Here is a 19,132-nt window from a genome sequence, read left to right on the forward strand (position 1 = left end):
GCTCTTCCGATCTCCCGGCCCCGCTTGCCGAGCCCCGTAAAGCCGTGAAGGCCTCCTTACCGGCTCTTATGGCCGGTAAGGAGGCCTTCACGGACTTGAAGCGACCTCAGCGGTCGGCGACCGCCGCCTCCGCGGCCTGCAGCCACTCACGCCACTGCGCGGCCTGCTCGTCGGCCTTCTTCGCGCGCCGCTCGTCCCCGGCCGCGCGGGCCTTCGCCGCCTGGGACTCGAACTGCTCGACGCGCTCGCGGAACTGGGCGGCGCGGGCCTGCGCCTCCGGGTCGGTGCGGCGCCAGCGGCTGTCCTCGGCCGCCTTGACCGCGTCCTGGACCGCCTTGAGCCTGCCGTCGAGCTCGCGGATGCGTTCGCGCGGGACCTTGCCGATCTCGTCCCACTGCTCCTGGATGCGGCGCAGCGCGCTCTTCGCCGCCTCCAGGTTGGCCGCCGCGTCGATCTTCTCGGCCTCGACCAGCAGTTCCTCCTTGCGTGCGGCGTTCTGCGAGAACTCCGCGTCACGCTCGGAGAACACCGCGGACCGGCGGGCGAAGAACTTGTCCTGCGCCGCGCGGAACCGCTGCCACAGCGCCTCGTCGCTGTCCTTCGGCGCGCGGCCGGCGGCCTTCCACTCGGTCATCAGGTCCTTGTAGCGGCCGGCGGTCTCGCCCCAGTCGTCGGACTCGCTGATCGCCTCCGCTTCGGCGATCAGCTCCTCCTTGCGCTGCTTGGCCGCCGCACGCTGCTTGTCGAGCTCGGCGAAGTGCGAGCCGCGGCGGCGGTTGAACGCCTCGCGGGCCTTCGAGAACCGCTTCCACAGCTCGTCGTCGGTCTTGCGGTCGACGCCCTTGACCGTCTTCCACTCGTCGAGGATCGTGCGCAGCCGGTCGCCCGCCGCCTTCCACTGCGTGGACTCGGCGGCGATCTTCTCGGCCTCTTCGGCCAGCTCCTGCTTCCGGGCGACGGCGGCCGCGCGGGCCTCCTCCCGCTCGGCCTTCGCGCTGGCCAGCGCCTTCTCGGCGTGCGCGATGACGTACTCCAGCCGCGCGGCGAGCGCCGCGAGGTCGCCGACCAGCGCGGCCTCGGCCAGCCCGTCCCGGATCTGGGTCGCGCTCGACAGCGCGTGCTTCGGGTCGCCCGCGCCGGAGACCAGCCGGGTTTCCAGCAGCTCGACCTCGGTGCGCACGTCGTCGAAGCGGCGGGCGTAGTGCACCAGACCCTCGTCGGGGCTGCCTGCCTGCCAGACGCCGACGGCACGTTCACCCTCGGCGGTGATGACGTAGACGGTGCCCTCGTCGTCGATCCGGCCCCAGGTCGACGGGGTGGGTTCGGCGGGCGGCACGGGCGGGGCGGCGTGCCCGGCGTGCAGCGCGTGCGGCACCGGGTGCGGGGCCGGGGTACCGGTGGAAGTGTTCTCCTGGGCCATCGCAGGCTCCTTATCGCCTGTACGCCCGCTCGCGCGGGCGCCCCGCCGTGGAGCGGGGCCGGGTAATGCGGTCGTCACGGGCCGTGCTCGGATGCTACGGCCCCACGCGGGCATTCAAGCAGCTCAGCGCGCACCGTGGTACTGGATGGGCCACTCGAAGCTCGTGATCCTACTTCCGGTGGACGCTCCGTGTCGGCCCGCCGGTATCGTCAGCCGTCGTGAACAGCCCAGTCGCGGTAGTCGGGCCGACGGCCACCGGCAAGACCGCGCTGGCCGTGGAGCTGGCCCTGAAGCTCGGCGGAGAGGTCGTCAACGCCGACGCGCTGCAGCTCTACCGGGGCATGGACATCGGCACCGCCAAGGCCACCGAGGCCGAACGCCGCGGCGTCCCGCACCACCTGCTCGACGTGCTGGACGTGACCGAGACGGCGTCCGTCGCGGCCTACCAGCGGCACGCGCGGGCCGAGATCGAGCGGCTCCTGGCCGGCGGCAAGGTCCCGGTCCTGGCCGGCGGGTCCGGCCTGTACGTCCAGGCGGTGCTCGACGACCTGCGGTTCCCGGGCACCGACCCGGCGGTGCGGGCCCGGCTGGACGCGGAGGCGGTCTCGCTGGGCACGGCCGCGTTGTACACCCGGTTGGGGGAACGCGACCCGGTGGCCGCCGCCAAGATCCTGCCGACCAACACCCGGCGGATCGTGCGTGCTCTCGAAGTCATCGAAATCACCGGCGAGCCGTTCTCGGCGAACCTGCCGAAGCCCGGCCCCGCCCGCTACGGCACGGTCGTGATCGGCGTCGACCGCGAGCTCGCGGACCTCGACGAGCGCGTCGACGAGCGCGTGCGGCGGATGTTCGCGGCCGGGCTCGTCGACGAAGTGCGCGAGCTGGAGAAGCGTGGCCTGCGCGACGGGAAGACGGCGTCGCAGGCCCTCGGGTACCAGCAGGTGCTCGCCGAACTGGACGGCGAAGGCGACTTCGAGGCGGCCGCCGCGGCGACGGCGCAGGCCACGCGGCGCTTCGTCCGGAAGCAACGCTCCTGGTTCCGGCGCGACCAGCGGATCCACTGGTTCGACGGCGCCGATCCCGGGCTGGCCGCGCGCGTCCTGGATACCCTGGGCCGGTAATCTTCACCCCATGGGCGGAATCGAGTTCCTCAAGGGGCACGGCACACAGAACGACTTCGTGCTGCTCCCCGATCCGGCCGGCCGCCTCGAGCTGACCGGGGCGAGGGTCACCGCGCTGTGCGACCGCCGCCGCGGCCTCGGGGCCGACGGCGTGCTGCGCGTCGTCCGCGCCGCCGCGCTCGACGAGCCGTCCGCGGGCGAGTGGTTCATGGACTACCGCAACGCCGACGGGTCGATCGCGGAGATGTGCGGCAACGGCGTGCGCGTCTTCGCGCGCTACCTGGTCGAAGCGGGCCTGGCGACCGAGGGCGAGTTCGTCGTCGGCACGCGCGCCGGCGACCGCCCGGTGGTCGTGCACCCGGACCGGTCGGTGACCGTGCGGATGGGACCGGCGACGATCACCGGCACCTCGGTGACGGTGGTGGCCGGCCGCCCGTTCTCCGGCGTGGCGGTGAACGTCGGCAACCCGCACCTGGTGTCGCTGCTCGACGACGACGTCGCGGACCTCGACCTGCGCGACCAGCCCGACTTCGACCACGACGTCTTCCCGCACGGGGTGAACCTCGAGTTCGTCAACCGCCTCGGCGAGGGCGCGCTGCGGATGCGCGTGCACGAGCGCGGGGTGGGCGAGACGCGGGCGTGCGGCACGGGCACGGTCGCCGCGGTGGCGGCGGCGTTCCACCTGGCGGGCACGGACACCGGAGCGTCCACTGTGGACATCCTGGGCGGCCGGGTCTCGGTGACGGTGTCCCGCGGCGCGTCGACGCTCTCGGGCCCGGCGGAGATCGTGGCCCGCGGTGAGATCGACGAAGCCTGGTGGGCCGCCGCCGGTTCCTGACGGCGGCGCTTTTCGCTCAGGGGCGGCCGGTGTCGAGCGCGTTCATGATCTTCCAGGTGCCCCAGCGGGAGTCGTGCTCCTGGCTGAGCAACGAGACGGCTGTCAGCACCGCCACGAGCGCGTTGGTCGGCGTGACCTGACCCGGCGCGGTGATGAAGTGGCTGGTCACGTGTCGGCTGAACGTGGTCGGCGCGGGTGCGCCGCTTTCCGGCCACCACGGCGTCATCGCGTGCAGCAGGGGCATCATGGTGGCCAGTTCGCGCAGGATGCCGAGCGAAGCGAGGAACGACAAGCCCGCGCTGTGGGCGCGTTCCGACAACGACTGGACGCGGCTCAGCGTCTTGGCCTGGCTGTGCCGGCCGCCGTAGACGATGGTGAACGCGGTGCGGAGCAGTTCGTCGATGAGGTTCGTGGCCGCCGCCTGAGCCGGCGACGGGAGATCGAGACGAAGCGCCCGGATCGCTTCCCGGGCGACCCGGACCGACGGTGACACCGCGGGGGCCCGGTCCAGCTCGTCCAGGCGGCTGTCGCAGTGGTCGAGGATCAGCTCGCGGCGGTCGTCCAGAACGGCGTGGACCGAGACCGCTTCATCGCCGTGGGCGGCCAGGAGCAGCTTGACGGTTTCCGGGTCGGGCACCCAGGCCAGGGGAACGCCTTGCGCCAACGAGAACCGGACGGCCGCGAAGTAGTCGACGTCCGCCTTGCCCTCGGAGACCCAGTTCGGCGGAGCGGCCCGCCGATGGAGCTCGTCGACCCTCTTGCCCGAGGCCCTGGCCGTTCTTTCGACCCAGGGCCAGAACCCGTCGATCGCGTGCCCGATGGAGTCCGCCAGCTGCCGCGTGCCCTCGGGGGCCGGCTCGGGCGAGCGTTCCGCCGGCGTGGCCGAGTCCGGCTGGAGCAAGGTCCGGAACGGTCGCAGCAGGTCAGCGGCGGCGACGGCGAACTCGTCCCCGGCCGCCGCGGGACGGGCCCCGCCCGGCGCATCCGTACTCATGGCGAGAGATTAACCGGCCGGCCCGGCGGAATTCCCGTTTCCGGGGCAGGAATTCCGGCCGGGCCCGCCGGGGGTCAGCCGCCGATCTTCGCTTCGACCCCGAAGTCGCCTTCGCGCGTCTCCACCGACGCGATCGCGCCCGCGGTGCGGATGTCCGGCTCGATGGCCGCGAACCGCGCCAGCAGCTCGGCCGGTCCGGTCACCGTGAGCCGCTCGACGGTGGTCCGCATCGACACCTTCGCGTCCGTCTTCGCCCGGCGGACCGCCGCGATCACCTGGCTCGCCAGGGCCAGCAGCTCCGGGTCACCCTCGGCGGCGACCGAAGGCCACGCGGCGCGGTGCACCGACCCCTCCTGCCACCACGACCAGACCTCCTCGGTCGCGAACGGCAGGAACGGCGCGAACAGCCGCAGCACCGCCGACAACGCCGTCACCAGTGCTGCCTGCGCCGACGCCGCGGCCTCGGGGCCCAGGTCGCCGTACGCGCGGCCCTTCACCAGCTCCACGTAGTCGTCGCAGAACGTCCAGAAGAACGTCTCCGTCACCTGCAGCGCCCGCGCGTAGTCCAAGGCCTCCAACGCCGTGGTCGCCTGCGAAACGACCGACGACAGCGCCGCCAGTAGCGCCCGGTCCAGCGGCTCGGTCGCCACCGTGTCCGGCGAAGGCACGCCCAGGCCGAGCACGAACCGGCTCGCGTTGAGCAGCTTCGTCGCCAGCCGCCGGCCGACCTTCATCTGCCCCTCGTCCACCGCGGTGTCCACACCCGGCCGCGCGCTCGCCGCCCAGTAGCGGACCGCGTCCGAGCCGAAGCGCTCCAGCAGGTCCACCGGCGTCGTCACGTTGCCCTTGGACTTCGACATCTTCTTGCGGTCGGGATCGAGCACCCAGCCCGCGATCGACGCCGCCCGCCACGGCAGCACGCCGTGCTCCAGCTCCGCGCGCACCGCCGTCGAGAACAGCCAGGTGCGGATGATCTCGTGCGCCTGCGGCCGCAAGTCCATCGGGAACACCCGCGCGAACAGGTCGTCGTCGAGGCTCCACCGGCCGGCGATCTGCGGCGTCAGCGACGACGTCGCCCAGGTGTCCATCACGTCGGGATCGGCCACGAACCCGCCCGGCACGCCGCGCTGTTCCTCGGTGAACCCCGGCGGGACGTCGCTGCTCGGGTCGACCGGCAACGTGTCCGGCAGCAGCCGCGCGTCGTAGTCCGGCTCGCCGTGTTCGTCGAGCCGGTACCACAACGGGATCGGCACGCCGAAGAACCGCTGACGGCTGATCAGCCAGTCCCCGGCCAGGTTTTCCACCCACGACGAGTACCGCACGCGCATGTGCTTCGGCACCCAGTTCAGCTCTTCGCCGCGAGCGAGCATCTTCTCCCGGAAGGCCGCGTCGTTCCCGCCGTTGCGCAGGTACCACTGCCGGCTGGCGACGATCTCCAGGGGCTTGTCGCCCTTTTCGTAGAACTTCACCGAGTGCGTGATCGGCCGTGGTTCGCCTTGCAGGGCACCGGCTTCACGCAGCAGGCGCACCATGATCTCGCGTCCCGTGTGGACGGTCTTGCCCACCAGCGGCGCGTAGGCCTCGGCAGGCACCCCGGACGGCGCGTCGGGCAGGAACCGGCCGTCGCGGCCCAGCACCACCCGCGTCGCCAGCCGCAGCTCGCGCCACCACGTGACGTCGGTGGTGTCGCCGAACGTGCACACCATCGCGATCCCGTGGCCCTTCTCCGGATCCGCGAGGTGGTGCGCCACCACGGGCACCTCGACGCCGAACACCGGCGTCCGCACGGACTTCCCGAAGAGCGGCTTGAACCGCTCGTCGGCCGGGTGCGCCACCAGCGCGACGCAGGCGGGCAGCAGCTCCGGCCGGGTCGTCGCGATCACGACGTCCGCGCCGTCCGGCCCGGTGAACGCGAGGTCGTGGAAGGCACCCGGGCGTTCGCGGTCCTCCAGCTCGGCCTGCGCGACGGCGGTCCGGAACGTCACGTCCCAGAGCGTCGGCGCTTCGGCTTGGTACGCCTCGCCGCGCTCGAGGTTGCGCAGGAACGCGCGCTGCGAGATCAGCCGTGAGTCACGCCCGATCGTCTGGTACGTCGTCGTCCAGTCGACCGACAATCCGAGCCGCCGCCACTGCTGCTCGAAGACCTGTTCGTCGGTCACGGTCAGGGACTCGCACAGCTCGACGAAGTTCCGGCGCGACACCGCGACGACGTCCTTGCCCGGCTTCTCCGGCGGCCGGAACTCCGGGTCGTACGGCAGCGACGGCTCGCAGCGGACGCCGAAGTGGTTCTGCACCCGGCGTTCCGTCGGCAGGCCGTTGTCGTCCCAGCCCATCGGGTAGAAGACCTCGAGCCCGCGCATCCGCTTGAACCGCGCGAGCACGTCGGTGTGGGTGTAGGAGAACACGTGCCCGATGTGCAGCGACCCGCTGACCGTCAGCGGGGGAGTGTCGATCGAGTAGATCTCTTCGCGGGTCTTCGTGCGGTCGAAACGGTAGGTGCCGCCTGCTTCCCATACGGGTACCCACGTGGCCTCCAGACCGTCGACACCGACCTTGTCCGGGACTCGTGGGCGTTCGTATGGGGTAGTCATGAAGCAACTCTAGGCGGCCGCGGAACCGCTTTTCGCTTCGGTCGGCAGGTCGCGCATGTGCCGCAGGGGCGAGCACACCACCCACAGCACCGCGGCCACTTCACCGGCGACCGCCACCCACATCGCGCCGCGCAGCCCGAGTCCTTCGCCGAGCGCGCCACCGAGCAGACCGCCGAGCGGGATGGTGCCCCAGACGACGAACCGCACGCTGGCGTTCATCCGGCCGAGCAGCCGGTCCGGGCAGATCGCCTGGCGGTAGGAGACCGCGGCGACGTTGTAGACGATCATCCCGAACCAGCCGAGGACCGCGCCGAACCCGGCCAGCCCGAGCCGCCAGTCCGGCGCGGCGAGCGGGATCAGCAGGTGGCCGGGCATGGCGACCAGCGGGACCAGCCAGATCGCGCGGGACTGGCCGACCCGCCGGGTGATCGCGCCGGAGCAGACCGCGCCGAGGATGCCGCCGGCCCCGCCGACCGCCATGAGCACGCCCACCGCGGCCGGGGGCAGCCCGACGGTCCGCGTCAGGAACAGCACGTACACGGCGGTGAAGGCGCCGCCGAAGAAGTTCGCCGTCCCCGTCGTGCCCACGATCGCCCGCAACGGCTTGTCGGAGAAGACGAACCGCAGCCCCTCGGTGATCTGCGGGAGCAGCCGGGCGTGGCCCCCGCGGTCCGGCGCGGGTTCCTGCGCGCGGATCCGCAGCAGGCACAGCGCCGACGTCAGGAAGCCGAGACCGGTGACCAGCACGGTGTTCGCCGCGGTCACCACCTGGACCAGCACGCCGGCCGCGCTCGGCCCGGCGATCTGCGCGGTCGACTGGACGGCCTGCAGCTTGGCGTTGCCCTCCAGGAGGTGCTCCCGGCCGACGAGCGAGGGCAGGTACGACTGGTAGGCGATGTCGAAGAACACCGTCGCGATGCCCACGAACAGCACGACGACCAGCAGCTGCGCGAGGGAGAGCACCCCCGCCCACCAGGCGATCGGCACGCTCAGCAGCAGCGCCGCCCGCGTGAAGTCGGCGGTGAGCATGACCTGGCGGCGGCGCATCCGGTCGACCCAGACGCCGGCGGGCAGCCCGATCAGCAGGAACGCGAGCGTTTCGGCCGCGGTCAGCAGTCCCATTTCGAACGGCGTCGCGGCCAGTGTCACGGCCGCGAGCAGCGGGATGGCGGTGTTGCCGACGAACACGCCGAACTGGCTGGCCGTGTCGCCGGCGAACAGCCTTCTGAAGTCGGCGTGGCGGAAGAGTGACCCCCTGTGCATGCCCGCGAGTCTGGCGCAAGTGATTGGAAAGCGTCAATCGCTGTTCGCTCTAGGCTGTCGCCGTGCTCCCTGCGAAACGACGCGCCGCGACCGAAGCCGAGGCCGCCGCGCTGGCCTCCGGAATACGGCTGCGCATCATCCGGTTGACCTTTTCGGAGGCGCTCACGAACAAGGAGCTCGCCGACCGGCTGGGCCGGGACCCGGCGACCACCCTGCACCACGTGCGCAAGCTGGTCGACGCCGGCTTCCTCGCCGCGCAGCCGCCGCGCCGCGGAGCCCGGGGCGCCAAGGAAATTCCGTATCTTTCGACGGGGCTTTCGTGGACACTCGACGCATGCGGTGACAAGGGCTTGGAACAGGCGATGCTCGAGGCGTATCTGGCCGAGATCGCCGAGACCGGTTTCGACGGCGTGCACCAGACACGCCTGGTCGTCCAGGTGGCCCCCGAGGAGCGGGCGGAGCTGGAAACCCGGCTGAACGCCCTGCTCGAGGAGTTCCGCGCGCGCCCCCGCCGTCCCGGCGCGGAACGCACCGCGATCTACCTCGCCACCTATCCCAGCAGCTAATGAGTTCGGTTCCCGCGGCGAATCGTGGGAACATGGAGGCACGATGACAGAACTGACACACACCGAAGACCACGACGACGACCTGTACGACCCGTCGACCGGCGAGATGGAGCTCGAGGACCGGGCGTCCCTGCGCCGCGTGGCGGGGTTGTCCACCGAGCTGGCCGACGTCACCGAGGTCGAATACCGGCAACTGCGGCTCGAACGCGTCGTGCTGGTCGGCGTGTGGACCGAGGGCACGGCCCTGCAGTCCGAGGCGTCGCTGGCCGAGCTGGCGCGCCTGGCCGAGACGGCGGGCTCGGAGGTCCTCGAAGGCCTCATCCAGCGGCGGACCAAGCCGGACCCGGCCACCTACATCGGCTCGGGCAAGGTGCGGGAGCTGCGCGACATCGTCGGCTCCACCGGCGCCGACACCGTGATCTGCGACGGCGAGCTCTCGCCGGGCCAGCTGCGGCAGCTCGAGGAGAAGGTCAAGGTCAAGGTCATCGACCGGACCGCCCTGATCCTCGACATCTTCGCCCAGCACGCCCGGTCGAAGGAGGGCAAGGCGCAGGTCGAGCTGGCCCAGCTGCAGTACCTGATCCCGCGGCTGCGCGGGTGGGGTACGTCGCTGTCCCGGCAGGCCGGTGGCCGCGCGGGTGGCGCGAACGGCGGCGTCGGCCTGCGTGGTCCGGGTGAGACCAAGCTCGAGACCGACCGGCGGCGGATCAACAAGCGCGTGGCCAAGCTGCGCCGGGAGATCGCCGCCATGGACACCATCCGCGAGACCAAGCGCGGGCGGCGGCTGGCCAACGAGGTGCCCAGCGTGGCGATCGTCGGCTACACCAACGCCGGCAAGTCGAGCCTGCTCAACGCGCTGACCGGGGCCGGGGTGCTGGTGGAGGACGCGCTGTTCGCCACCCTCGACCCGACCACGCGGCGCGCGCAGACCGCGGACGGGCGCGGCTACACGCTGACCGACACCGTCGGGTTCGTGCGGCACCTGCCGCACCAGCTGGTGGACGCCTTCCGCTCGACGCTGGAGGAAGCCGCCGACGCGGACCTGCTGCTGCACGTGGTGGACGGGTCCGACCCGGCACCGGAGGAGCAGGTCAGTGCCGTGCACGAAGTGCTCGGCGAGATCACGCGCAAGCGCAAGGAGCCGCTCCCGCCGGAGCTGCTGGTGATCAACAAGACGGACGCGTCCGACGAGGTCACCCTCGCCCGGCTGCGGCACGCGCTGGCCGGCTCGGTGCCGGTTTCGGCGCGGACCGGAGCGGGCATCGCCGAGCTCGTCGAGGTGATCGCCGACCGCCTGCCGCGGCCTGAGGTCACGGTCGACGTCCTCGTGCCCTACTCGCGCGGCGAGCTGGTCGCGCGGGCGCACGCGGACGGCGAAGTCCTCGAAGAGGAGCACGTCGAGGAGGGCACGCGCCTGCTGGTGCGGGTCCGCCCCGACCTCGCGGCGGCTTTGCGCGAGTACGAGACCAACTCGACCAGGGCCTGACACGTCTCCGTAGTGTGCGGGGCAAGGGAACCGCACACTACGGAGGTGGCTGGGTGCGCTGGGTGGTCGCTTTCGCGGCGGTGGTTCTGGCGGTGCTGACCGGGCCAGTGCCCGCCTCGGCGGCTCCGGCGGTCGAGACGCTGTGCACGATCAAGGACTCGCGGATCGGCGAGCTGTCCGGCCTGGTGTCCGATGGCGAGCACCTCTACGCGATGAACGACGGCGGCACCAAGATCCAGGTTTTCGTGCTGGGCCGGGACTGCAAGGTGCAAAAGGTCATCACCGACCGCACGGACCCGTTCGACCCCGAGGACCTGGCCCGCACGGCCGACGGGACGCTCTGGCTGTCCGACACCGGCGACAACAACAAGGGCCGGCTGACGGTGGCGCTGGAGGAGCTCAGTCCCCAGGGCAAGGTCACGATGCACCGGCTCACCTATCCCGACGGCCAGCACGACACCGAAGCGCTGATCATGGACAAGTCGGGCACGCCGTACCTGATCACCAAGGACGTCCTCGGCGAGGCGAAGGTCTACCGGCCCGCCGGGCCGTTGGCGAGTCCGGGGCCGACCAACCTGGAGAAGGTCGGCTCGCTGAAGATCGACGCCACGGACACCCAGGGTGGCCCGGTCGGCTCGATCGGCTCGGTGCTGGTGACGGGCGGCGCGTCGATGGCCGATGGCAGCGTCGTCGCACTGCGCACCTACACCGACGCGTACCTCTACGCCGTACCGGACGGCGATGTCCTGGCCGCGTTGCAGCGCACCCCGGTCCGGATCCCGCTGCCGGGGGAGAAGCAGGGCGAGGCGATCGCGTTCGACCCCGACGGGACGCTGGTGTCCGGCAGCGAAGGCGTGGGCCAGCCGCTGCGCGTGGTGCGGGGCGCGGCCTCGCTGGCCGCGCAGTCGGCGTCGGCTTCGCCGGACGGGAAAGCCTCGACCAGCGCGAGCGGATCGTCCGGCTCGGCGGACGGGGCCGGGCTCCCCGTCCTGCCCGCCGCCGGGATCACGCTCGCGGTGGTCGGCCTCGGCTGGTTCGGCTTCCGCAGACTGCGGAAGCGAAGCCACCGCTGATCTCGGCTCCCCACGGCCGAAGATCATCCGATCCGGTGACCTCAAACTCCAACACCCAACCTCAGCCGTGCGAAACCTGGGCGCTGACGCCAAGGTGACCGAGGTGGGGGTCCGGGGGCTTGCCCCCGGGCGGGGTCTGGGGGTTGCACCCCCAGAAGACACTTGTAGCGAGTGGCCGTGGTCCGCGCTTTCCGCGGACACACTTCACCCCAACCCGCTCGCTACAATCGTCGAAGCACCGCCACGACCTTGCCGAGCACCGTGGCGTCGTCGCCGGGGATCGGCTCGTACGCCTCGTTGTGCGGCATCAGCCAGATGTGGCCGCCCTTGCGCTTGAAGGTCTTGACCGTGGCCTCGCCGTCGATCATCGCCGCGACGATCTCGCCGTTGTCGGCGTCCGGCTGCTGCCGGACCACGACCCAGTCGCCGTCGGTGATGGCCGCGTCGACCATCGAGTCGCCGGTGACCTTCAGCAGGAACAGCTCGCCCTCGCCGACGATCTCCCGCGGCAGCGGGAAGACGTCCTCGATGGCCTGCTCGGCCAGCACCGGGCCACCGGCGGCGATCCGGCCGACCAGCGGCACGTACGCCGCCTTCGGCATGACCGGCTGCTGGTCCATCTCGATGCCCATGGGGTTGTCGTCGGTCGCCGAGAGCACGCCGACCGCGCGCGGGCGGTTCGCGTCCCGGCGCAGATAGCCCTTGCGCTGCAGGGCGCGCAGCTGGTGCGAGACCGACGACGTCGACGTCAGCCCGACCGCTTCGCCGATCTCCCGGACGCTGGGCGGGTAGCCGAACCGGCTGACCCAGGAGCGGATCACGTCCAGCACCTGCTGCTGGCGGACGGTGAGCGTCTCGTCCACGTCGTACACCTCGGGCATCGGGTGCACCTTGCCGGTGTCCCCGGGGGACCCGCTGGTCCTGCCCGCCTTGTTCTCCTTCGCCACTGCGTCGCCTCCCAGACGTTCGCTGCACGTATCCGCGCGCCGGCCGCCGCCCGCGGGTGCGGGCAGGCTCGCCGGCGGCATCTGCCCGGCAGATGCCCTGGTCACCGACGTTAGCCCCCGGGCACGACGATTTCAAACATCTGTTCGATCGACACGCCGTGTCCGCTCGATTTTGTCGGTGGTAGGTGGTAGACCTTCGCACGAGCGTTCGATAGAACGCCTGTTCGACCTTGATCCACGGGCCGCTCCCGGTCCGGGAATCGGGCGGACACCAGGGTTTCGAGGAGGTTCGGATGTCCATTCTGGCCGAACGCGGGCAGGTCCGCCCGGCGACCCCGGTCCCGGCGCAACCCCGTCCCGTGCGCGTGCTGCGCGGTCGCCGCGGCGAAGTGCACCGCCCGCCGACGCGCGCGCGGTTCGTGGCGGGCCGCCGGCCGGCCGGCGCGCCGTGCGCGGCGCCCCGGCGGGTGCCGGTGCGGTGGCCGTGGCTCGCCGCGCTCGCCGTCGCGAGCTGCCTGGTGATCACCGGATTGGGTCTTCTTTCCGGCGGTGTTCCGGGCGCGCCGGTGCCCGAGCGGACCGCGACGGTGTCCGTCGAGCAGGGCGACACGCTCGCTTCGCTGGCTGCGCGATTCGCGCCGGACAGCGACCCTGGCGCGGTTGTCACCCGGATCAAGGAGCTGAATCGCCTGGACCAGGCCGTCCTGGTGCCCGGGCTGTCGCTCGCGGTCCCGGTCGCCGACCCCGCCGCCGTGCCCGCTCCCTGACCCGTCGCGGACCGTCGGGGCAACCTTCTTCCGCGATGCGCGTCGGCTTGCGTGCGAACTCCCCGGGTTCTACGCTCGCCCGCTATATGTAGTAGTTACACCGCTGTAGTTGGTCCACAGGTTGGGGTAGACTGGGCAGCAGTTGTCCACAGCTGGCCGGCGTTTACCCACCGGATGTCCACAAGTCGATCACCAGGTGCAGGGGTACCGGGTGCTCGAAGCCCCGGCCACGCGTGGTGGCCGCGGGGACGTCGACCGGGGCGGCCGGCGCGGAGGGGAAGGTGATCGGCGGATGAGGTGCCCGTTCTGCCGGCATGCGGACTCTCGGGTCGTCGACTCCCGAGAGGTGGATGAAGGCCAGGCGATCCGCAGGCGGCGCTCGTGCGCGTCGTGCGGACGGCGGTTCACGACTTCGGAGACGATGGTGCTCGCCGTCGTCAAGCGGTCCGGGGTCACCGAACAGTTCAGCCGGGACAAGGTGGTGAGCGGCGTCCGCCGCGCCTGCCAGGGCAGGCCGGTCGACGACGACGCGCTGCAGCAGCTCGCGCAGCGCGTGGAGGAGTCGATCCGCTCCGCCGGGCTGGCGGAGATCCCGAGTCACGAAGTCGGCCTGGCGATCCTGGGCCCGCTGCGTGAGCTCGACGGGGTCGCCTACCTCCGGTTCGCCAGTGTCTACCGCTCCTTCTCGTCGGTCGAAGACTTCGAGAAGGAGATCGCCGACCTCCGTGAGGCCATGGCGGGTTCTGCTGCCCCCCAGGAGAGCGATCAGCGCGAAGACGGCGATTGAGCCGTCCCGCTGCGGGAGTGAGGGTTCGACCGATGACCGAAACCGTGGGTACGGGGGCCGGCGCGGCCACCGGCAAGAAGAGCAAGACAGCCGGCGGGCTCAGCGTGAAGCGCGTCTTCACGACCGAAGGCGAGCACCCGTACGACCAGGTGACCTGGGAGCAGCGGGACGTCGTGATGACGAACTGGCGCGACGGCTCGGTCAACTTCGAGCAGCGCGGCGTGGAGTTCCCGGACTTCTGGTCGGTCAACGCGACCAACATCGTCACGAGCAAGTACTTCCGCGGCGCCGTCGGCAGCCCGCAGCGCGAGCGCAGCCTCAAGCAGCTGATCGACCGCGTCGTGAAGACGTACGTCGGCGCCGCGCGCGACCACGGCTACTTCGCGACGCCGCAGGACCTGGAGATCTTCGAGCACGAGCTCACGTGGATGCTGCTGCACCAGGTCTTCAGCTTCAACTCCCCGGTCTGGTTCAACGTCGGCACGCCGTCGAAGCAACAGGTCAGTGCCTGCCAGCCGTACGACGCCCTGGTGAGCACGCCCGGGGGAGCCGTGCCGATCGGCCGCTTCGTCGAGCTGAACGCCGTGGGAGCCAAGGTTTACGACGCTCACGGAGTGACCAAGGTCGTCGCCACCAAGGCGAACGGTGTCAAGGAAGTCCTGCGCGTCACCACGAAGTCGGGCCACGTCCTCGACGTCACAGCCGACCACCTCGTATGGCGTGCGGCTTCGAACGGCGGCAAGTTCGTGCCGGCCGGAGAGCTCCGCGTGGGCGACACGCTCGAATGGCACCGCCGCGCCGCTTTCGGTGAGGAGGAGATCCGGGAGACCGACGTGGCCGAAGCCGCCCTCGCGGGCTGGCTGCAGTCCGACGGCTTCGTGGGCCAGTACTCCGGAACGAACCGCTCGCTCGCCATCGAAGCGATGACTGTGAACGATGCCGAGCTGGCGTGGGTGCGCAACGCGCTCGACCGGGTCTTCCCGGACGTCCACCGCCACGAACGTGCCGTCGAGACGAAAGACGAGACCCTCGACTGCCGTCGCACCCGCCTTTACGGCAACGTTCTCGGGAACTTCGTCGACGCGTGGGGCCTGCGCGCTCGCGGGACCGACATGGCGGTGCCGGAGCACCTGCACACGGCTCCGCTCCCGGTCGTCGCCGCCTACCTGCGGAGCATCTTCCAGGCCGAGGGTTACGTCTCCGCGCGCGAGGGGTCCACCTTGGTCGCGTTGGACATGATCAGCGAGGAGCTGGTCCGCGGCGTTCAGCACCTGCTGGCCCGGTTCGGCATCTTCGCCCGGGTGGGTCGCAAGAAGGAGAGCCGGCCGGACCGGCACGACCTGTGGGGCATCCGGATCCAGAACCCCGGCGACCGGCGGATCTTCGCGGACGAGATCGGGTTCATCGACCCCGTGAAAACCGCGAAACTCGAGGCATCCTTCGAGCAGCCCGGTCTGCCCGCCCGCGAGACGAAGCGACTGGAGATCGCCGCCATCGAAAGCCGTGGCGAGATGCCGGTCTACGACATCCAGACCGAATCGGGCGAGTACCTCTCCGGGAACCTCCGCGTCCACAACTGCTTCATCCTCGCCGTCGACGACACGATGGAGTCGATCCTCAACTGGTACCGCGAAGAGGGCCTGATCTTCAAGGGCGGCTCCGGCGCCGGTCTGAACCTCTCCCGCATCCGCTCCTCCAAGGAACTGCTCACCTCCGGCGGCACCGCGTCCGGGCCGGTCTCGTTCATGCGCGGCGCCGACGCGTCGGCGGGCACCATCAAGTCCGGCGGCGCGACGCGGCGCGCGGCGAAGATGGTCGTGCTCGACGTCGACCACCCGGACGTCGAGGAGTTCATCCAGACCAAGGCGCGCGAAGAGGAGAAGATCAAGGTCCTCCGGGACGCCGGGTTCGACATGGACCTCTCCGGCGCGGACATCTCCTCGGTGCAGTACCAGAACGCGAACAACTCGGTCCGCGTGTCCGACGAGTTCATGCAGGCGGTGGAGAACGGCACCGACTTCGGCCTGCGTGCCCGGCTCACCGGCGAGGTGATCGAGCGGACCGACGCGAAGAAGCTCTTCCGCACCATGGCGCAGGCCGCGTGGGAGTGCGCCGACCCCGGCATCCAGTACGACGGCACGATCAACGACTGGCACACCTGCCCGGAGTCCGGCCGGATCACCGCGTCCAACCCGTGCAGCGAGTACATGCACCTCGACAACTCGAGCTGCAACCTGGCTTCGCTGAACCTACTGAAGTTCGTCACGCCCGAAGGCACGTTCGACGCGCCGCTGTTCGCCCGCGCCGTCGAATTCGTCATCACGGCGATGGACATTTCCATCTGCTTCGCGGACTTCCCGACCGAGCCGATCGCCGACACCACGCGGAAGTTCCGCCAGCTCGGCATCGGCTACGCCAACCTCGGCGCGCTGCTGATGGCGCTGGGCCACGCGTACGACTCCGACGGCGGCCGAGCCCTCGCCGCGGCGATCACGTCGCTGATGACGGGCGTGTCGTACCGGCGCTCGGCCGAGCTGGCCAAGGCGGTCGGCGCGTACGAGGGCTACGCCCGCAACGCCGAAGCGCACCAGCGAGTGATGCGCAAGCACGCGGCGGCGAACGAGCTGGTCCGCACGTACCACGCCAACGACGCCGCGGTCCGCGCGCTGGCGACGGAGGAGTGGACGCGCGGCATCGAGATCGGCGCGAAGCACGGCTGGCGCAACGCGCAGGCCAGTGTCTTGGCTCCGACCGGCACCATCGGGTTCATGATGGACTGCGACACGACCGGGATCGAGCCGGACTTCTCGCTGGTCAAGTTCAAGAAGCTGGTCGGCGGCGGCTCGATGCAGATCGTCAACCAGACGGTGCCGCGCGCGCTGACCGCGCTCGGCTACCAGGACGAGCAGGTCGAGGCGATCGTCGAGTACGTGGCGCAGCACGGCCACGTCGTCGACGCGCCCGGGCTGCGGCCGGAGCACTACGAGGTGTTCGACTGCGCGGTCGGCGAGCGCTCGATCGCGCCGATGGGCCACGTCCGGATGATGGCCGCGGTGCAGCCGTTCCTCTCCGGCGCGATCTCCAAGACGGTCAACATGCCGGAGTCGGCGACGGTCGAGGACGTCGAGGAGATCTACTTCCAGGGCTGGAAGCTCGGCCTCAAGGCCCTCGCGATCTACCGCGACAACTGCAAGGTCGGCCAGCCGCTCTCGACGGCGAAGAAGGAGACGGCGGCCGCCGAACCCGAAAAGGTCGTCGAGTACCGCCCGGTCCGCAAGCGCCTGCCGAAGAAGCGCCCGAGCCAGACGGTGTCGTTCACCGTCGGCGGCGCGGAGGGCTACCTGACCGCGGGCTCGTACCCTGACGACGGCCTCGGCGAGATCTTCGTCAAGCTCGGCAAGCAGGGCTCGACGCTGGCCGGCGTGATGGACGCGTTCTCGATGTCGATCTCGGTCGGCCTGCAGCACGGCATCCCGCTCGAGTTCTACGTCTCGAAGTTCTCCAACCTGCGCTTCGAGCCGGCGGGCATGACCGACGACCCGGACATCCGCATCGCGACGAGCGTGATGGACTACCTGTTCCGCCGGCTGGCGCTGGACTACCTGCCCTACGACAAGCGTTCGCAGCTGGGCATCCTGTCCGCGGACGAGCGGTCGGCGGAGGTCGAGGCGACCTACGGCAACCCGGGCGTCGACCTCGAAGCCCTGCGGTCCACAGTGGATTCCTCGCCGGAGCCGCACGCGGAGGAAACCGGGCACCCGCACCGCGAAGCCCAGACGACGACGGAGCTGATGGAGCTCCGCCTCGGCAAGGCGGCGGACGCCCCGCTCTGCATGACGTGCGGAACGAAGATGCGCCCGGCCGGCTCGTGCTACGCCTGCGAAGGGTGCGGCGCGACTTCGGGCTGCAGCTGACGGGTCTTCGGCTGAACCGGGCGGTCGCGCCCGGTTCAGCTTCCCGGACCCGTGTAACGCTGGTTCCCGGGGCAGCGATCTCACCCCGATCGGTACGGCGATGGGGTGGGCATGACAGATCTGACGCGGGAATCGACGGCCCGCAGGCGGCTCCCACCGGGGTGCCGGCTGCGGCTCGTGCAGCACATCCCGTTCCTGACGGGCCTCGACGTGATACCGGCCCGTGCCGAGAGCGCCGAGCCGGGCCTGGACCTCCAGATGTACACGCCGGTCCTCGAAGGCGAGCTGCGACGCTACCTGCCGCACCGGGTGGCGACCATCGATGTCGAAGCCGAGGGTGAAGAGCCGCGGTTCCGGCTGCGGTCGGCGAAGTGCCGGCTGTGGGACTCCGGTGCCGGGGTGCTGGAGATCGGCTACGAAGTCGACGTCACCGGCATGACCTGCCAGGAACTGCGCCACGCCATCGACCGGCTGCACGAACTCGCTCCCGGGCGGTGGAACGAAACGGCCGCGCGGTGTGCCGATCGCTTCGTGGCGAACCTGGGGGGTGGCAAGACTGCTTTCTTCCGGGGGTTCCGGGTGGCGGAGCCCCCGGCCCGGGGCGAAGCCCCGGATGTCACCGAGACCGGCACGGTGTGGGTGCACGACACGCTGATCTTCAGCGGGCTCGCCGCCGGTCTCGCGGAAGAGATCGCCGACTACTACACGGACGGCGGCGCGCGCCACGAACTCACGATGGAGCGACGCCGCTGGCCGCTCCGGCTCGGTTTGACGGCGTGCCTGGTGACCGACGACGTCGACTGCCGGAAGGCCGCGGTCCGCGTGATCGAGGCCCACCAGGCGTTGTGGGCCACGGCGATCGAATACGACCGGCAGCTGTTCCGGGTGCTCGCCAAGGAGGCCGCGGGCAAAGGGATACGCCGTCTCGAAGACGAACTCGACGAACTGCTCCGGGTGCAGCGGAAGATCAGCGACCTCGCGTCGAAGGTCTCGGCCACTCCGGTGCACCTGTCTCGGCTGGATCAGCAGCTGTGGGTCGCCGTGCACGAGTCGTGGCGCCTGCAGGACCAGATCGACGGGCTGACCGGGCGGCTCGGCGCCCTCCGGAGCTCCTACTCGGAACTCGCGAACCGCATCGGGACGCAGCGCAGCCGCCGGCTGTCCTACTTCCTGGTGATGTTCACGCTCCTGAGCGCGGTCTCGACCGCGGCGAGCCTGCGCGTGTTCGTCCAGCAGGACCTCCAGCCGGCGAACGCGGACAGCGTGCGGTGGCTGCTGATCTTCATCGGCATCGCAGCCGTGCTCGCGGTGGTTCTCGTGGTGTTCGTGGCGCGCGGGTACGGCCGGCGGCGCTGATCCTCACCG

The 19,132-nt window shown here is 70.8% G+C and carries 14 protein-coding genes; 9 read left to right on the top strand and 5 right to left on the bottom strand.

Translation table 11 applies throughout. The annotated features are described in order from the left end of the window. Nucleotides 1–106: 106 nt before the first annotated feature. Nucleotides 107–1,420 carry a DUF349 domain-containing protein gene (locus AB0G28_RS34035; RefSeq protein ID WP_361098685.1) on the bottom strand — a complete coding sequence of 438 codons (1,314 nt, stop codon included), beginning with the start codon at nucleotides 1,418–1,420 and terminating at the stop codon, nucleotides 107–109. Between the two features lie 218 nt (nucleotides 1,421–1,638). Between AB0G28_RS34035 and miaA the strand changes: the two genes are divergently transcribed. Together miaA and dapF are read left to right on the top strand one after the other, a co-directional pair. Further along, nucleotides 1,639–2,541, top strand: coding sequence for a tRNA (adenosine(37)-N6)-dimethylallyltransferase MiaA (miaA, locus tag AB0G28_RS34040; protein WP_361098688.1), 903 nt, complete (start codon nucleotides 1,639–1,641; stop codon nucleotides 2,539–2,541). Between the two features lie 10 nt (nucleotides 2,542–2,551). Further along, nucleotides 2,552–3,379, top strand: a complete 828-nt coding sequence (gene dapF / locus AB0G28_RS34045; RefSeq protein WP_361098691.1) for a diaminopimelate epimerase — start codon at nucleotides 2,552–2,554, stop codon at nucleotides 3,377–3,379. A gap of 16 nt (nucleotides 3,380–3,395) precedes the next feature. On the opposite strand, the gene AB0G28_RS34050 is transcribed toward dapF, so the two are convergent. The 3 genes from AB0G28_RS34050 to AB0G28_RS34060 form a co-directional block, all read right to left on the bottom strand. Further along, nucleotides 3,396–4,373 carry a hypothetical protein gene (locus AB0G28_RS34050; protein WP_361098694.1) on the bottom strand — a complete coding sequence of 326 codons (978 nt, stop codon included), beginning with the start codon at nucleotides 4,371–4,373 and terminating at the stop codon, nucleotides 3,396–3,398. Between the two features lie 74 nt (nucleotides 4,374–4,447). Then, nucleotides 4,448–6,964 (bottom strand): valine--tRNA ligase, encoded by a 2,517-nt coding sequence (gene valS, locus AB0G28_RS34055; protein ID WP_361098697.1) that lies wholly within the window; start codon nucleotides 6,962–6,964, stop codon nucleotides 4,448–4,450. Nucleotides 6,965–6,973: 9 nt separating this feature from the next. Then, complete coding sequence (locus tag AB0G28_RS34060; protein ID WP_361098700.1) at nucleotides 6,974–8,227, bottom strand: MFS transporter; 1,254 nt, start codon at nucleotides 8,225–8,227, stop codon at nucleotides 6,974–6,976. A gap of 62 nt (nucleotides 8,228–8,289) precedes the next feature. Between AB0G28_RS34060 and AB0G28_RS34065 the strand changes: the two genes are divergently transcribed. Genes AB0G28_RS34065 through AB0G28_RS34075 form a run of 3 tightly spaced genes read left to right on the top strand, consistent with a single transcriptional unit; the run spans nucleotide 8,290 to nucleotide 11,352 of the window. Next, nucleotides 8,290–8,793 carry a winged helix-turn-helix domain-containing protein gene (locus AB0G28_RS34065; RefSeq protein ID WP_361098703.1) on the top strand — a complete coding sequence of 168 codons (504 nt, stop codon included), beginning with the start codon at nucleotides 8,290–8,292 and terminating at the stop codon, nucleotides 8,791–8,793. A gap of 43 nt (nucleotides 8,794–8,836) precedes the next feature. Beyond that, complete coding sequence (gene hflX / locus AB0G28_RS34070; protein WP_361098706.1) at nucleotides 8,837–10,279, top strand: GTPase HflX; 1,443 nt, start codon at nucleotides 8,837–8,839, stop codon at nucleotides 10,277–10,279. Nucleotides 10,280–10,332: 53 nt separating this feature from the next. Beyond that, nucleotides 10,333–11,352 (top strand): hypothetical protein, encoded by a 1,020-nt coding sequence (locus AB0G28_RS34075; RefSeq protein WP_361098710.1) that lies wholly within the window; start codon nucleotides 10,333–10,335, stop codon nucleotides 11,350–11,352. 221 nt (nucleotides 11,353–11,573) lie between these two features. Here the strand turns inward: AB0G28_RS34075 and lexA are convergent, their stop codons facing one another. Next, the gene (gene lexA, locus AB0G28_RS34080) at nucleotides 11,574–12,233 is read right to left on the bottom strand and encodes a transcriptional repressor LexA (protein ID WP_051736098.1); all 660 of its coding nucleotides are present in this window, start codon (nucleotides 12,231–12,233) and stop codon (nucleotides 11,574–11,576) included. 359 nt (nucleotides 12,234–12,592) lie between these two features. On the opposite strand from lexA, the gene AB0G28_RS34085 reads away from it, so the two are divergent. The 4 genes from AB0G28_RS34085 to AB0G28_RS34100 all read left to right on the top strand — a co-directional run bounded on the left by AB0G28_RS34085 (nucleotide 12,593) and on the right by AB0G28_RS34100 (nucleotide 19,123). Beyond that, a complete protein-coding gene (locus AB0G28_RS34085; RefSeq protein ID WP_361098713.1) occupies nucleotides 12,593–13,066 on the top strand; it encodes a LysM peptidoglycan-binding domain-containing protein in 474 nt (157 codons plus the stop codon). Between the two features lie 292 nt (nucleotides 13,067–13,358). Further along, nucleotides 13,359–13,853, top strand: a complete 495-nt coding sequence (gene nrdR, locus AB0G28_RS34090) for a transcriptional regulator NrdR (RefSeq protein WP_361098716.1) — start codon at nucleotides 13,359–13,361, stop codon at nucleotides 13,851–13,853. Nucleotides 13,854–13,885: 32 nt separating this feature from the next. Then, nucleotides 13,886–17,767 (top strand): vitamin B12-dependent ribonucleotide reductase, encoded by a 3,882-nt coding sequence (locus AB0G28_RS34095; RefSeq protein WP_361098719.1) that lies wholly within the window; start codon nucleotides 13,886–13,888, stop codon nucleotides 17,765–17,767. A gap of 111 nt (nucleotides 17,768–17,878) precedes the next feature. Next, nucleotides 17,879–19,123, top strand: a complete 1,245-nt coding sequence (locus AB0G28_RS34100) for a hypothetical protein (RefSeq protein ID WP_361098722.1) — start codon at nucleotides 17,879–17,881, stop codon at nucleotides 19,121–19,123. Nucleotides 19,124–19,132 lie beyond the last annotated feature (9 nt).

It is taken from the genome of Amycolatopsis sp. NPDC021455, from assembly GCF_040640995.1.
Classification (GTDB): Bacteria; Actinomycetota; Actinomycetes; order Mycobacteriales; family Pseudonocardiaceae; genus Amycolatopsis.